Annotated in this window: 13 protein-coding genes and 3 tRNA genes; 10 read left to right on the top strand and 6 right to left on the bottom strand. The window is 73.3% G+C overall.

Annotated elements, in window-relative coordinates; translation table 11 throughout:
* Positions 1-10: 10 nt before the first annotated feature.
* Positions 11-427 carry a VOC family protein gene (locus FHL79_RS05675; protein ID WP_138757645.1) on the bottom strand — a complete coding sequence of 139 codons (417 nt, stop codon included), beginning with the start codon at positions 425-427 and terminating at the stop codon, positions 11-13.
* Positions 428-463: 36 nt separating this feature from the next.
* Here FHL79_RS05675 and FHL79_RS05670 point away from each other — a divergent pair, with 36 nt between their 5' ends.
* From FHL79_RS05670 to FHL79_RS05635, 8 genes are all read left to right on the top strand, one after another.
* Positions 464-1,276 carry a fumarylacetoacetate hydrolase family protein gene (locus FHL79_RS05670; RefSeq protein ID WP_138757644.1) on the top strand — a complete coding sequence of 271 codons (813 nt, stop codon included), beginning with the start codon at positions 464-466 and terminating at the stop codon, positions 1,274-1,276.
* On the top strand, positions 1,273-2,766 hold the full coding sequence (gltX, locus tag FHL79_RS05665) for a glutamate--tRNA ligase (protein WP_138757643.1): 1,494 nt from the start codon (positions 1,273-1,275) through the stop codon (positions 2,764-2,766). The genes FHL79_RS05670 and gltX overlap by 4 nt, the downstream gene beginning before the upstream one ends.
* The gene (locus FHL79_RS26095) at positions 2,763-4,022 is read left to right on the top strand and encodes a CPBP family intramembrane glutamic endopeptidase (RefSeq protein ID WP_138757642.1); all 1,260 of its coding nucleotides are present in this window, start codon (positions 2,763-2,765) and stop codon (positions 4,020-4,022) included. Before gltX ends, FHL79_RS26095 begins: the two co-directional genes overlap by 4 nt.
* 84 nt (positions 4,023-4,106) lie before the next feature.
* Positions 4,107-4,178, top strand: a tRNA-Gln gene (locus FHL79_RS05655).
* A 67-nt stretch (positions 4,179-4,245) separates the two neighbouring features.
* Positions 4,246-4,318, top strand: a tRNA-Glu gene (locus FHL79_RS05650).
* A 104-nt stretch (positions 4,319-4,422) separates the two neighbouring features.
* Positions 4,423-4,495 (top strand) — tRNA-Glu (locus FHL79_RS05645).
* Positions 4,496-4,721: 226 nt separating this feature from the next.
* A complete protein-coding gene (locus FHL79_RS05640; protein WP_138757641.1) occupies positions 4,722-6,419 on the top strand; it encodes a sodium:solute symporter family protein in 1,698 nt (565 codons plus the stop codon).
* Positions 6,420-6,450: 31 nt separating this feature from the next.
* The gene (locus FHL79_RS05635; RefSeq protein ID WP_138757640.1) at positions 6,451-6,786 is read left to right on the top strand and encodes an Asp23/Gls24 family envelope stress response protein; all 336 of its coding nucleotides are present in this window, start codon (positions 6,451-6,453) and stop codon (positions 6,784-6,786) included.
* 54 nt (positions 6,787-6,840) lie between these two features.
* Here FHL79_RS05635 and FHL79_RS05630 read toward each other — a convergent pair whose 3' ends face one another.
* Entirely contained in the window at positions 6,841-7,542 is a 702-nt protein-coding gene (locus FHL79_RS05630; protein WP_138757639.1) for an IclR family transcriptional regulator domain-containing protein, read from the bottom strand.
* A 51-nt stretch (positions 7,543-7,593) separates the two neighbouring features.
* Between FHL79_RS05630 and leuC the strand changes: the two genes are divergently transcribed.
* Positions 7,594-9,006, top strand: a complete 1,413-nt coding sequence (gene leuC / locus FHL79_RS05625; RefSeq protein WP_138757638.1) for a 3-isopropylmalate dehydratase large subunit — start codon at positions 7,594-7,596, stop codon at positions 9,004-9,006.
* Positions 9,007-9,011: 5 nt separating this feature from the next.
* On the top strand, positions 9,012-9,626 hold the full coding sequence (leuD, locus tag FHL79_RS05620) for a 3-isopropylmalate dehydratase small subunit (protein ID WP_138757637.1): 615 nt from the start codon (positions 9,012-9,014) through the stop codon (positions 9,624-9,626).
* Here leuD and FHL79_RS05615 read toward each other — a convergent pair.
* Genes FHL79_RS05615 through cofC form a run of 4 tightly spaced genes read right to left on the bottom strand, consistent with a single transcriptional unit; the run spans position 9,623 to position 13,962 of the window.
* Positions 9,623-10,270: a maleylpyruvate isomerase family mycothiol-dependent enzyme gene (locus FHL79_RS05615; protein WP_218938335.1), complete on the bottom strand. Its 648-nt coding sequence runs from the start codon at positions 10,268-10,270 to the stop codon at positions 9,623-9,625. The two genes, leuD and FHL79_RS05615, sit on opposite strands and share 4 nt — an antisense overlap.
* Positions 10,270-11,226 carry an NUDIX hydrolase gene (locus FHL79_RS05610; protein ID WP_138757636.1) on the bottom strand — a complete coding sequence of 319 codons (957 nt, stop codon included), beginning with the start codon at positions 11,224-11,226 and terminating at the stop codon, positions 10,270-10,272. Before FHL79_RS05610 ends, FHL79_RS05615 begins: the two co-directional genes overlap by 1 nt.
* Positions 11,210-13,285, bottom strand: coding sequence for an RNA degradosome polyphosphate kinase (locus FHL79_RS05605; RefSeq protein WP_138757635.1), 2,076 nt, complete (start codon positions 13,283-13,285; stop codon positions 11,210-11,212). The genes FHL79_RS05610 and FHL79_RS05605 overlap by 17 nt, the downstream gene beginning before the upstream one ends.
* A gap of 14 nt (positions 13,286-13,299) precedes the next feature.
* On the bottom strand, positions 13,300-13,962 hold the full coding sequence (gene cofC / locus FHL79_RS05600) for a 2-phospho-L-lactate guanylyltransferase (protein ID WP_138757634.1): 663 nt from the start codon (positions 13,960-13,962) through the stop codon (positions 13,300-13,302).
* Positions 13,963-14,002 lie beyond the last annotated feature (40 nt).

Below are 14,002 nucleotides of genomic sequence, written 5' to 3'. Positions count from 1 at the left end.
CGCCCGGATGTTAGGTGGGCGGCCGGGGCAGTCCCCGCGCCGGGTCGACCCGGCTCCGGAGCAGGCAGAACTCGTTGCCCTCGGGGTCGGCGAGGACGTGCCAGGTCATGGTGTCGCTGATCGGTCCCTGGCCGACGTCGACCGGGGTGGCGCCGAGGGACAGCAGCCGCTGGAGCTCGGCGTCCTGGTCGCGGTCGGTGGCGTTGAGGTCCAGGTGCAGCCGCAGCTTGCCGGGCGCGGGCTCGGGCACCGGGGCGAAGAGGAGCGTGGGCACCACGCCCTTCGGCCCCTGTCCGGGCGGGCCGATCTCGATCGCGCCGTCGTCCTCGGTGCCGACCACCTCGTAGCCGAGCACCTCCGCCCACCAGGCGGCGAGCCCGGCCGGGTCGCGGCAGTCGAGGACGAGTTCGGTGATCCGGGCGGCCATGCCGAACGCTGACGCCGTCGCGACTACCGTGGCGACGTGCGCATCGTCCGCTTCGCCCACCCAGCCGGCATGTCGTTCGGGGTCCTCGATGGGGACGGCCAGGTCGCCCAGATCGAGGGCCACCCCTTCGGCCAGATCTCCTTCACCGGTCAGCGGTACGCCGCCGCCGACGTCCGGCTGCTCTCCCCGATCCTGCCCAGCAAGGTCGTCGGCGTCGGGAAGAACTACGCCGACCACGTCAAGGAGATGGCCACCGGCGACGCGCCGGCGGAGCCGCTGATCTTCCTCAAGCCCTCCACCTCGGTGATCGGTCCGGGCGACGCCATCCGCATCCCGGCCGGCAGCACCAACGTGCACCACGAGGTGGAGCTCGCCGTCGTCATCGGCGCCCGCGGCGCGCGGTCGGTCACGCCCGAGCAGGCGATGGCCAGCGTGTTCGGCTACACGATCGGCAACGACGTCTCCGAGCGGGACATGCAGAAGAGCGACGGCCAGTGGACCCGGGCCAAGGGCTTCGACTCCTTCTGCCCGCTCGGGCCCTGGATCGAGACCGACCTCGCCGGGCTGGGCAAGGACCCGGCCGACCTGGAGATCACCTGCCAGGTGGACGGCGAGCTGCGCCAGTCCGGCCGCACCAGCCAGCTGCTGTTCGGGCTGCCCACGCTGATCTCCTACATCTCCCAGGTGATGACGCTGCTGCCGGGCGACGTGGTGCTCACCGGTACGCCCTCCGGCGTCGGGCCGATCACCCCCGGGCAGCGGGTCGAGTGCACGATCGAGGGTCTGGGCACGCTCACCAACTCCGTCGCCGGCGCCGACCGGGCCTCCACCGCGGGCAGCAACCGATGACGGCTCCGCAGGTCGCGCCGGGCGTCGTCCGGACCCGCTTCTGCCCCTCGCCGACCGGCATGGTGCACGTCGGGCTGATGCGCACCGCGCTGTTCAACTGGGCGCACGCCCGGCACACCGGCGGGCAGCTGGTCTTCCGGATCGAGGACACCGACGCCTCGCGCGACTCCGAGGAGTCCTACCGGCACCTGCTGGACAGCCTGCACTGGCTGGGCATCGACTGGGACGAGGGCCCCGAGGTCGGCGGCCCGCACGGGCCGTACCGGCAGTCGGAGCGGCACGAGGTCTACTCCGACGTCGCCCAGCGGCTGCTGGCGGCCGGCCACGCCTACGAGTCCTTCTCCACCAACGACGAGGTCGACGCCCGGCGGCTGGCCGCCGGTCAGGACCCCAAGCTCGGCTACGACAACGCCGACCGGTACCTCACCGACGCGCAGAAGGCCGCGTTCCGGGACGAGGGCCGCCAGCCGGTGCTGCGGCTGCGGATGCCCGACGAGGCGCTCGGCTGGACCGACCTGGTCCGCGGTGAGGTGAGCTTCGCCGCGGGGTCGGTGCCGGACTTCGTGCTGGTCCGCGGCAACGGCGCCCCGCTGTACCCGTTCGTCAACCCGGTCGACGACGCCTTGATGGGCATCACCGACGTGCTGCGCGGCGAGGACCTGCTGCCCTCCACCCCCCGCCAGCTCGCGCTGTACGCGGCGCTCACCGACATCGGCGTCGCCGCCGGGACGCCGCGGTTCGGGCACCTGCCCTACGTCATGGGCGAGGGCACCAAGAAGCTGTCCAAGCGCGACCCGCAGGCCAACTTCGACGTGTACCCCGAGCGCGGCTTCCTGCCCGAGGGGCTGACCAACTACCTGGCCCTGCTGGGGTGGTCGATCGCCGAGGACCGGGACGTGTTCTCACCCGCCGAGCTGGTCGAGGCCTTCGACGTCACCCGGGTCAGCGCCAACCCGGCCCGCTTCGACCTGAAGAAGGCCGAGGCGATCAACGCCACCCACCTGCGGGCGCTGCCGGTCGAGGAGTTCATCGCCCGGGTCACGCCCCACCTGGCCGGTGCCGGGCTGGTCGGCGACCCGCCCACCGCGGAGCAGGCCGCCGTGCTCGCGCAGATCGCGCCGCTGGCGCAGGAGCGGATGATCGTGCTGTCCGACGCGGTCGGGCTGCTCGGCTTCCTCTTCACCGAGGACCTCGCGATCGAGCCGGCCGCCGCCGAGAAGCAGCTCGGGGCCGGTGCCGGCGAGGTGCTCGACGCGGCCACCGCGGCGCTGCAGGCGCTGCCGGGGTGGACGACGCCGGCCATCGAGACCGCACTCAAGGACGCGCTCGTCGAGGGACTGGGCCGCAAGCCGCGTCAGGCGTTCGGCCCGGTCCGGGTCGCGATCAGCGGTCGCACGGTGTCGCCCCCGCTGTACGAGTCGATGGAGCTGCTGGGCCGGGAGCGCACGCTGGCCCGGCTCGCGGCTGCCCGCGGGGCAGCGACCGGATGACCGCAGCGGGCTGGGGCGCACCGCCGCCGGAGCAGCCGTACAGCGGTCCGCCGCCGACCGGCCGCTACGGCGCGCCGCCTCAGGTCCCGGTCGGCGTCCCCGGCCCGTCGTGGGGTGGCCCGCCGTGGGGTGGCCCGCCGTGGGGTGGCCCGCCGTGGGGTGGGCCGCCCTGGGGGGCGCCGCCGTGGGGGGCGCCGCCGTGGGGTGCGCCGCCCTGGGGCGGCCCGCCGCCGCCCGTCCCCACACCTGGGCCCGTCCGGGCGGTCACCCCGCCCGGTGCCCCGCCGTTCGACACCCCGCAGCCCTACGCGCTGCTCATGCGCGCCCGGGACTGGGCGTGGTGGCGACCGCTGCTGGGCCTGCTGCTGTTCTCGGTGCTCTACGCCGTCGCGGCCTTCGTGGTGTTCATCGTCTTCCTGGTCACCGGTGTGGTGCCCGACCTGGCCCTGCTCGACCTCACCGACGTCGCCGTCCTGCTGGTCACCAACCTCTCGCTGATCGTCGCCATCCCGATCGTCTGGGTGTGCTGGCTGGTCCCGCACGGGGTGGGCATCGGCTGGTCCTCCTCCGTGCTGGGGCGGCTGCGCTGGCGGCTCTTCGGCCCGGTGACCTGGCGGGCGCTGGCCACCCTCGGCGTGGCGGTGGCCCTCGGCCTGGTGATCGCCGTGGCGGCCACCGGCGTGGACGTCACCGGCCCCGGACCGTCGTTCGGCTGGATGCTGCTGGTCGTCCTCACCACGACGCCGCTGCAGGCCGCTGCGGAGGAGTACGTCTTCCGCGGGTACCTGAGCCAGACGATCGCCGGCTGGATCGGCCGCCCGGTGGTGGGGGCGGCGGTCGCCGGGGTGGTGTCGGCGGCCCTGTTCTCCGCCGCCCACGCCCCGCCGGACTTCCAGACCTTCCTCTACCGCTTCGCGATCGGTCTCGCGCTGTCCGCGGCGGTCTGGCTGACCGGCGGGCTGGAGGCCTCCATCGCGCTGCACGCGGTCAACAACGTGGTGATCTTCCTGCTGGCCGGTGCGCTGGGTGACCGCGCGGCCGCCGCCGAGCCCGGCGGCGTCATCGGCTGGGCCACCAGCCTGCTGGGCATCCTCGGCATGGTCGCGTTCGTCGGGTGGCTGGCCCGCTCCCGGCCGCAGCTCCGACCGGAGCTGCTCAGCCCGGCGGTGGACCTGCGCCCGGGGACCGGGCCGGTCGGCGGGCGTCCCGGGGGCCCGTCCGGCTGGGTGCCGGGCCCGCCACCGGTCTGGGGATGACGGGCGGGGGAGGGGGTGCCCGCCGGGCCCGTCCCGGGCATCAGGTACAGTTCTCTCCCGGCGCCGAAAGGTGCTGCACGGCCTTGGGGTATGGGGTAATTGGCAGCCCGACGGTTTCTGGTTCCGTTAGTCTAGGTTCGAGTCCTGGTACCCCAGCGAGGAAGATCCACCTCCTCAGCACGACCGCAGCACAGCACCACCGAGCAGCACCAGCACAGCCTGGGGCCCCGTCGTCTAGCGGCCCAGGACGCCGCCCTCTCACGGCGGTAGCGAGGGTTCGAATCCCTTCGGGGCTACACGAGAGGGAGCCCCCGACCCACCCGGGTCGGGGGCTCCCGTCGCCTCCGGACCTCTCCGCGCGCCGCCCGGTGGCACGTGCCAGAATCGACGGCGCGATCATGGCCCCGTCGTCTAGCGGCCCAGGACGCCGCCCTCTCACGGCGGTAGCGAGGGTTCGAATCCCTTCGGGGCTACACCAGGCGAGAGCCCCCGACCCGATCCGGGTGGGGGCTCTCGTGTTCCCCGTCGCGGTCTGTCACCCGTTGCAGTGACCAACCGGATGGTCGGCCGCTGCGCCGGTGTTAGCGTTTCGTCGCTGATCAACACGCCGCACCACCGTGCCCCGTCTGTCGGCTGACAAGCGGACCCAGCTGCCCCCATGCTGGGCGCCCGATCCCTGAGCACCCGGAGGTACCACCGGTGGTCCTCGCAGCGGACGACACCCTGCGGCTCGACGCCAACGCCGTCGACTACGCGCTCGTCGTCGCCTACTTCGCCGTCGTCCTGCTCATCGGCTTCGCCGCCCGGCGCCGGGTGTCCGACAGCCTCGACTTCTTCCTGTCCGGCCGGTCGCTGCCCGCCTGGGTGACCGGCCTGGCGTTCATCTCGGCCAACCTCGGGGCCGTCGAGATCATCGGCATGTCGGCCAACGGCGCCCAGTTCGGCATGGCCACGTTCCACTACTTCTGGATCGGCGCCGTCCCCGCGATGCTGTTCCTGGGCGTCGTGATGATGCCCTTCTACTACGGCTCCAAGGTGCGCAGCGTCCCGGAGTTCATGCGCCGCCGGTTCGGCACCGGGGCCCACCTGGTCAACGCGCTCAGCTTCGCGGTGGCCCAGCTGCTCATCGCCGGCATCAACCTCTACCTGCTGGCCACGGTCGTCAACGCGCTGCTGGGCTGGCCGCTGTGGCTGGGGCTGGTCATCGCCGCGGCGATCGTGCTCAGCTACATCACCCTGGGCGGCCTGTCCGCGGCGATCTACAACGAGGTCCTGCAGTTCTTCGTCATCGTCGCCGCGCTGCTGCCGCTGACGCTGATCGGCCTGCACCGCGTCGGTGGCATCGGCGGCCTGGTCGACCGGGTCGAGGCGTCGGTCGGTGGTGACGAGCAGCTGCGGTCCTGGCCGGGAACCGGCCTGTCGGCCATCGAGAACCCGGTGCTGTCGGTCATCGGCATCGTCTTCGGCCTGGGCTTCGTGCTCTCCTTCGGCTACTGGACGACGAACTTCGTCGAGGTCCAGCGGGCGATGGCGACCAAGTCGATGTCCGCGGCACGGAGCACCCCGATCATCGGGTCGTTCCCGAAGATGTTCATCCCGTTCATCGTCATCGTCCCGGGCATGATCGCCGCGGTGCTGATCCCCTCGATCAGCGAGGCGAAGGCCGCCGGCGGCACGGTCGACTACAACAACTCGATCCTGCTGCTGATGGAGGCGGTGCTGCCCAACGGACTGCTCGGCGTGGCGATCGCCGGCCTGCTGGCCGCCTTCATGGCCGGGATGGCGGCGAACATCTCCGCCTTCAACACCGTCTTCAGCTACGACCTGTGGCAGCAGTACGTGAAGAAGGACCGGCCGGACGCGTACTACCTGATGGTGGGCCGGCTGGCCACGGTCGGCGCGACGGTCATCGCGATCTTCACCGCCATCATCGCCTCGGGCTACAGCAACCTGATGGACTACCTGCAGACGCTGTTCGGCTTCTTCAACGCCCCGCTGTTCGCCACGTTCATCCTGGGCATGTTCTGGAAGCGGATGACGGCGACCGCCGGCTGGACCGGCCTGATCTCCGGCACGCTGGCCGCCGTCCTCGTCGCGTTCCTGAGCGAGGACTCCTTCGGCACGGCGTCCCTGGGTGTGCTGCCGATCAGCGGCCAGGGCGCCAGCTTCGTCGCCGCCGGTGCCGCGTTCGTCGTCGACATCCTGGTGAGCGTGGCGGTCACCATGGTGACCGCGCCCAAGCCGGTCTCCGAACTCGTCGGGTTGGTCTACTCCGAGACCCCGAAGGAGCAGCGCACCGACCCGGAGGCGCACCTGCTGCCCTGGTACCAGTCGCCCACCAAGCTGGCCGGCATCTCACTGGTGCTGGTCATCATCCTGAACGTGATCTTCCGCTGACCGTCGCCAGCGTTCCCGAGAGGAGCAGGACATGAGCACCGCACACGGACAGGCCGGCGCGGACGGGCCGGAGCAGGGCACGAAGCAGAAGCACACCGCCGGCGCCTACGACGTCCGCACCGTGATCGCCGGGCTGATCGGCCTGTACGGCATCGTGCTCACGATCATGGGCCTGTTCTTCACCAACGCCGACGACCGGGCCAAGACCGGCGACTGGAACGCGAACTTGTGGTCCGGGATCGTCATGATCATCGTCGCCGTGGTGTTCGCGCTGTGGCTGGTGCTGCGGCCGATCGTCGTCGACCCCGTGGCCCTGGAGAAGGAGAAGGGCGAGGGCACGAGCGACGGCTCGGACCTGCACCACTAGGAGGACCCGACGAGATCGTGGCCCCGCACCCGCCCGGGTGCGGGGCCACGGCCGTCAGCGGGCGGCGCGGGAGATCGCGACGGCGGCCTCGAGCACCGCGGTGACCACCTCCGGGCTCGGCCGGCGCCCCAGCCGCTCCACCGGGCCGGAGATCGACACCGCGCCCAGGACGCCACCTGCCCCGTCCCGCACCGGCGCGGAGAGCGACGCGACGCCGGCCTCCCGCTCGGCGACGCTGTGCGCCCAGCCGCGGCGTCGGACGTCCAGCAGCGTGCGGGCGGTGAAGCTCGCCGCCGGCAGCAGCGGGGTGACCTCCTCGGCGGGAGCGAAGGCGAGCAGGGCGTGCGCGGCCGAGCCCGCGGTCAGCGGCAGCCGGGCGCCGACGGGCACGGTGTCGCGCAGCCCGGAGGAGCGTTCCGCGGCGGCGATGCAGATCCGGCTGCCGCCGTCGCGCACGTAGAACTGCGCGCTCTCGCCGGTCGCGTCGCGCAGCGCGCTGAGGTGCCGGCCGGCCAGCTCGGACAGGTCGGCACCGCCGCGACCGAGCTCGGCGAGGGCCGGGCCGGGTGCCCATGCGCCGGCCATGGTGCGCCGCAGCAGGCGGTGGGCCTCCAGCGCCGTCGCCAGCCGGTGCGCGGTGGCGCGGGGCAGCTCGGTGCGGGCGACCAGCTCGGCGAGGCTGGCCGGTTCGTCGGCCACGGCGCGGAGGATGGCCACGGCTTTGTCCAGGACCGCGACGGGGTTAGGCTGTCCCACGCAGCAATACTCTCATCTCATTCTGTGAGATGGCAACGAGGAGGAGCTCCCATGGGCCAGACCCTGGCGCAGAAGGTGTACGAGTCCCACGTCGTCCGGCGGACGGCGGGGGAGCCCGACCTCCTCTACATCGACCTCCACCTCGTGCACGAGGTGACCAGCCCGCAGGCCTTCGACGGGCTGCGCGCGGCCGGGCGCACCGTCCGCCGTCCCGACCTGACGATGGCGACCGAGGACCACAACGTCCCGACGCTGGACATCCTGAGCCCCATCGCCGACCCGGTCAGCCGGGCGCAGGTGGACGCGCTGCGCCGCAACACCGCGGAGTTCGGCATCCGGCTGGCCCCCATGGGCGACCGCGACCAGGGCATCGTGCACGTGATCGGCCCGCAGCTGGGTCTGACCCAGCCCGGCATGACGATCGTCTGCGGCGACAGCCACACCTCCACCCACGGCGCCTTCGGGGCGCTGGCCTTCGGCATCGGCACCAGCGAGGTCGAGCACGTGCTGGCCACCCAGACGCTGCCGCAGTACCCCGCCAGGCAGATGGCGGTCACCGTCGACGGCGAGCTGCCTGCGGGTGTCTCGGCCAAGGACGTCATCCTGGCCGTCATCGCCCAGATCGGCACCGGCGGCGGGCAGGGCCACGTCATCGAGTACCGCGGCAGCGCGATCGAGGCGCTGTCGATGGAGGCCCGCATGACGATCTGCAACATGTCGATCGAGGCCGGCGCCCGCGCTGGGCTGATCGCCCCCGACCAGACCACCTTCGACTTCCTGCAGGGCCGTCCGCACGCCCCGCAGGGCGCCGACTGGGACGCCGCCGTCGCGCACTGGTCGACGCTGCGCACCGATCCCGACGCCGTCTTCGACCGCGAGGTGCACATCGACGCCGCGTCGCTGACGCCCTACGTCACCTGGGGCACCAACCCCGGGCAGGGGCTGCCGATCGGGGCCAGCGTGCCCGACCCGGCGCAGATCGCCGACGAGAACGAGCGGCAGGCCGCCGAGTCCGCGCTGGCCTACATGGGCCTGACCGCCGGCACCCCGCTGCGCGAGATCGAGGTCGACACCGTCTTCCTCGGGTCGTGCACCAACGGGCGGATCGAGGACCTGCGGGTCGCCGCCGCGCTGCTGGCCGGCAAGCACGTGGACGCCGGCACCCGGATGCTCGTCGTCCCGGGGTCGGTCGCGGTGAAGCAGCAGGCCGAGGCCGAGGGCCTGGACCGGGTGTTCATCGACGCCGGGGCCGAGTGGCGCGGCGCCGGGTGCTCGATGTGCCTGGGCATGAACCCCGACCAGCTCACGCCGGGGGAGCGGTCGGCGTCCACCAGCAACCGCAACTTCCAGGGCCGCCAGGGCAAGGGTGGGCGCACCCACCTGGTCTCCCCGGCGGTCGCCGCGGCGACCGCGCTGACCGGCAGGCTCACCGCCCCTGCTGACCTCGAGATGGCTGGAGTCTGACCGAGATGGACGCCTTCACCACGCACACCGGCACCGCCGCCCCGCTGCGCCGCAGCAACGTCGACACCGACCAGATCATCCCGGCCGAGTACCTCAAGCGGATCACCCGGACCGGCTTCGAGGACGGGCTGTTCGTGGCCTGGCGGACGAACGAGCCGGACTTCGTGCTCAACCAGCCGCAGTACGCCGGTGCCTCGATCCTGGTCGCCGGCCCGGACTTCGGCACCGGGTCCTCGCGCGAGCACGCCAACTGGGCGCTGCTGGACGGCGGGTTCCGGGTGGTCATCAGCCCGCGGTTCGCCGACATCTTCCGGAACAACTCGACCAAGGCCGGGCTGCTCACCGTCGTCCTGCCCGAGGCCGACGTCGAGGCGCTGTGGGCGGCGGTCGAGGCCGATCCGGCACTGCCGGTGACCGTCGACCTGCAGGCCGAGCAGGTCACCCACGGCGACGTCACCGTCCCGTTCCAGATCGACCCGTACACCCGCTGGCGGCTGCTGGAGGGCCTGGACGACGTCGGCCTCACCGAGCGGCACCTCGAGGACATCACCGCGTTCGAGGCGCAGCGCCCGGCCTGGCTGCCCCGGTCGTTGCCGGCCCAGCCGGCCCACCCGGCCTAGCCGGCGCTGAGCCGCCGAGCCAGCACCGGCACCCCGGGGCCGCGCAGGGTGCCCAGCAGCGCGCGCCGTCCGCAGACCGCCATCAGCACCTCGATGCCGCGGCCGCGGACGTCGGCACCCTCGCCGTGGGCCACGTCGAGGTCCTCGGCGACCAGCCGCAGCCCCGCCAGCCGTGCGCGGGGCACGAAGCCGACGGCGCGGCTCCCGGTCACGAAGTCCAGGGCCGCCCGGACGCCGTCGGCAGCCGGGTCGTGCGGCAACCCGAGCGGCACCCGCATGTCCCCGCCGTGCACCAGGACGTCGGTGAGCGGGCCCCGGGGTCCCACCACCGGCGGGCTGACCCGGTGGCCGGCGGAGCGCTGCAGCCGGCCCACCAGGTCGGTGACGGGACGGCGTGCCTCCTCGCGGGCGAGGGCGTCGTTGGCCCGGTGCAGGTTGCCGCGGGCACGCAGCGCCGCGGTCACGAACCGGCGATCGGCACCGGTGAGGGCGGTCACCAGGTGTGCGGCCACCGTCCGCACGTCCCAGCCGGCGCACAGGCTCGGCGTCGCCAGCTGCTCCGCGTCCAGGCCGGCCAGCAGCTCCGCCACGGCCCGCCGCTCGCGCTCGGCCGCGGCGAAGACCTGCTCCCGGTCCACCGTCATCAGCTGCGGACCGCACGCTCGGCGGCGTGCCGGTCGGCGGCGGGGTCGGCGGCGAAGTCCCGGTAGTAGTCGGCGGACAGCGCACCGGGCCGGCCGCCCAGCGCCCACACGCTGCCCTTGGCCGACGGCGGCCACAGCGCACCGGCCGCGTCGTGCCAGCGCACGCCGAGCGCCACCAGCACCGACGGGATCGCCCCGCCCTGGCTGCAGACCACGGTCAGCCCGGTCGGGTCGGCGAGCAGCCGCTGCACCACCGCCAGCCCGGCCTGCGGGTCGGCGGCGAAGACCTCCTCGCCGAGCTCGGGCACCTCACCGACGGGGAGGCCGGTGGCCGCGGCCACCGAGGCCATCGTCTCCCGGCAGCGCACCGGCGGGGCGGTCAGCAGCCGGACCGGGGCGAAGGCGGGCAGCACGGCGGCCAGCGTGGCCGCCTGCGCCCGCCCACGACGGTCCAGCGGGCGGGTCTCGTCCGGGCCGTCCCAGTCCGAGCGGTTCCCGGCCGAGGCGTGCCGCAGCAGGAGCAGCGCGGGCGCGCGGGGGACGTCGGTGCGGGCGAGGTCCTGCAGCACCGCGCGGTCGTGCTCGTGGCTCACCAGCGCCGCGGCCGCCGGCATCGGCAGCCAGCGCAGCTCGTCGACCTCGTCGTTGGGGGCGAAGGAGCCGCCCACGGCCTCCATCACCCAGTAGTCGACCCGCTTGGGGCCGTTGCGCACGGTGTACCGGGTCTGCACGCTGCGCCGGCCGACCGCCACCTGCAGCCCGGTCTCCTCGCGGACCTCGCGGACCGCGGCGACCAGCGCGTGCTCACCGGGGTCGAGCTTGCCCTTCGGCAGGGACCAGTCGTCGTACTTGGGCCGGTGCACCAGCGCGGTCTCCAGGACCCCGGCGGCCCCGGTGCGCCAGACCGCACCGCCGGCGGCCGGGATCAGGACGCCCTGGTCAGCCAGTGCTCTCACCCCGCAGGGCGAGCAGCTCCGCTTGCGAGTTCCGGTCGCCGGTGCGGGTCCAGCTCGCGTCGCCGGCCAGCTGCCAGCTGCGCACGTCCGGCGCCATGTCCAGGTCGAAGACCCGCTGCAGCTGCCGCTGCGCTGCGGGGTCGTTGACCCGCAGCAGCACCTCGACCCGGCGGTCCAGGTTGCGGTGCATGAGGTCGGCGCTGCCCAGCCACCACTCCGGCGTCCCGGCGTTGGCGAAGTGCAGCACCCGCGAGTGCTCCAGGAACCGCCCGACGATGGAGCGGACCTTGATGTTCTCGCTCAGCCCAGGCACCCCCGGCCGGAGCGTGCAGATGCCGCGGATGACCAGCTCCACCGGGACGCCGTCCTGCGACGCCTGGTAGAGCGCGTCGATGAGCTGCTCGTCGACCAGGGAGTTGACCTTGATCCGGATGCCCGCGGGCTTGCCCTCGGCGACGTGCCGCGCCTCGCGACGGATCTTCTCCAGCAGCCCGGTGCGGATGCTGTGCGGAGCGACCAGCAGCGAGCGGTAGGTGGTCTGCCGGGAGTAGCCGGTGAGGGTGTTGAACAGATCGGTGAGGTCGGCACCCACCCGCGGGTCGGCGGTCAGGATGCCGACGTCCTCGTAGATGCGGGCCGTCTTGGGGTTGTAGTTGCCGGTGCCGATGTGGCAGTACCGGCGGATCACGCCGTTCTCCATCCGCACCACCAGTGCGGTCTTGCAGTGCGTCTTCAGGCCGACCAGGCCGTAGACGACGTGGCACCCGGCGCGCTCCAGGGAGCGGGCCCAGCTGATGTTGGCCTCCTCGTCGAAACGGGCCTTGATCTCGACCAGGACGACGACCTGCTTGCCGGCCTGGGCCGCCTCGATGAGCGCCGCGACGATCGGTGAGTCACCCGAGGTGCGGTACAGCGTCTGCTTGATCGCCAGCACGTTCGGGTCGGCCGCGGCCTGCTCGATGAACCGCTGCACGCTGGTGGCGAAGGAGTCGTAGGGGTGGTGCAGGAGCACGTCGCCCTCGCGCAGCGTGGCGAAGACGCTCTTGGGGGTCTCGCCCTCGCTCAGCCGCGGGTGGGTCGCCGGGACGAACGGCTCGTCCTTGAGCTCGGGCCGGTCGAGGTCGTAGAGCGCCATCAGCGACGCGAGGTCCAGCAGCCCGGGCACCGAGACGACGTCGGCCGGGCTGATCTCCAGCTCGTGCACCAGCACGTCGAGGATCTGCGGGTCGATGGACTCGGTGACCTCCAGCCGCACCGCGGGGCCGAAGCGGCGCTGGGCCAGCTCGCGCTCCAGTGCCTGCAGGAGGTCCTCGTCGCGGTCCTCCTCCACCTCGAGGTCGGCGTTGCGGGTGACCCGGAACAGGTGGTGGTCGATCACGTCGAGGCCGGGGAACAGCGCGGTCAGGTGCGCGGCGATGAGGTCCTCGAGCGGCAGGAACACCGCCTCGCGGTCGGTGGCCGCCGCGCCGGCCGCCGCCACCGGGATGAACCGGGGCACGTTGTTGGGCACCTTCACCCGGGCGAACCGCGGGGCGCCGGTCTCCGGGTCGCGCACCGAGACGGCGAGGTTCAGCGACAGCCCGCTGATGTAGGGGAAGGGGTGCGCGGGGTCGACGGCCAGCGGGGTGAGCACCGGGAAGACCTGGTCCCGGAAGTACTCGCGCAGCCGCATCGCGTCGGCCTCGCCGAGGTCGGACCAGTGCACGATCCGGATGCCCTGCTCCACCAGCCGCGGCGCGACGTCCTTGTCGAAGACGCTGGCGTGCCGGTGGACGAGGTCCTGGGTCCGCTCGGTCACCCGGGCCAGCTGCTCGCGGATGGTCAGCCCGTCGGGGGAGCGGACGCTGAGCCCGGTGCTCTGCCGGCGCTTGAGCCCGGCGATGCGGACCATGAAGAACTCGTCGAGGTTGCTGGCGAAGATGGACAGGAACTTGACCCGCTCGAGCAGCGGCAGGTCCTCGTCCTCGGCCAGTTCCAGCACACGGCTGTTGAAGTCCAGCCAGGACAGCTCCCGGTTGAGGAACCGGTCGGCGGGCAGCGGCGAGGGGGCGTCGGGCACAGGACGATCCTGCCTCACGGAGGTGTCCAGGAGATGGACACGGCAGCGGACCGGAGGAAAGCGGTGGTCCGCGGGCCGGCCCCGATCCAGCAGGCCGCCTGCAGGTCGGCGGGCGTGTCCACGTCCTGGCGCAGGCCAGGCCAGTCACCGGCCAGCGGGAGCGCCCCGCCCGCGGCGTGCGCGGCGGCCGACCCCCGGCCGAAGAGCGGGTCCAGCTCGCCGTCGCGGGCGGCCAGCAGCGTCGTCCCGCTGCCCAGCTCGTCGGCGACGAAGGCCCGGGGCACCGCGCCCGCGGCCTGCAGGGCCTCGGTGAGCTCGGCTGGGCGGAGGGCCGGCAGGTCGGAGGAGAGCGCCGCGACCGGACCGCCGGCGGTGGCGCGGGCCTGCCGGGCGCCGTGGGCGAGCGCCGCGTTCAGGCCGGCGTCCGGCTCGTCCCGGACGGTGCGTGCACCGAGCCCGGTGACCAGGGCGGCGGCCTGCGGCTCGTCGGTCACCACCAGGACCCCCGCGACCGCCGGGCTGGCCAGCGCCGCGGCGACGGTGTCGGCCAGCAGCGCCAGGACCAGGTCCCGGTGCCCGGCGGGCAGTGCGTCCCCGAGCGCCGCGGTCAGCGGGGTCAGCCGGGTCTTCGCCGCGACCAGCCTCTTGGCCGGGACGACGACCGACCACCGTTGCACCTGACAAGCTCAGCACACCGCCGACCCGTCCCGCGAGGAG

Origin of the sequence: Modestobacter altitudinis (assembly GCF_005930475.1) — a bacterium.
GTDB lineage: Bacteria > Actinomycetota > Actinomycetes > Mycobacteriales > Geodermatophilaceae > Modestobacter > Modestobacter altitudinis.
This window is presented reverse-complemented; position numbering and strand designations above follow the sequence as displayed.

Bases quoted from the DNA above. Each gene is read 5' to 3' on its own strand.
- FHL79_RS26095 (WP_138757642.1), top strand. From the start codon at position 2,763: ATGACCGCAGCGGGCTGGGGCGCACCGCCGCCGGAGCAGCCGTACAGC.
- leuC (WP_138757638.1), top strand. From the start codon at position 7,594: ATGGGCCAGACCCTGGCGCAGAAGGTGTACGAGTCCCACGTCGTCCGG.
- FHL79_RS05635 (WP_138757640.1), top strand. From the start codon at position 6,451: ATGAGCACCGCACACGGACAGGCCGGCGCGGACGGGCCGGAGCAGGGC.
- leuD (WP_138757637.1), top strand. From the start codon at position 9,012: ATGGACGCCTTCACCACGCACACCGGCACCGCCGCCCCGCTGCGCCGC.
- FHL79_RS05675 (WP_138757645.1), bottom strand. From the start codon at position 427: ATGGCCGCCCGGATCACCGAACTCGTCCTCGACTGCCGCGACCCGGCC.
- FHL79_RS05615 (WP_218938335.1), bottom strand. From the start codon at position 10,270: ATGACGGTGGACCGGGAGCAGGTCTTCGCCGCGGCCGAGCGCGAGCGG.
- gltX (WP_138757643.1), top strand. From the start codon at position 1,273: ATGACGGCTCCGCAGGTCGCGCCGGGCGTCGTCCGGACCCGCTTCTGC.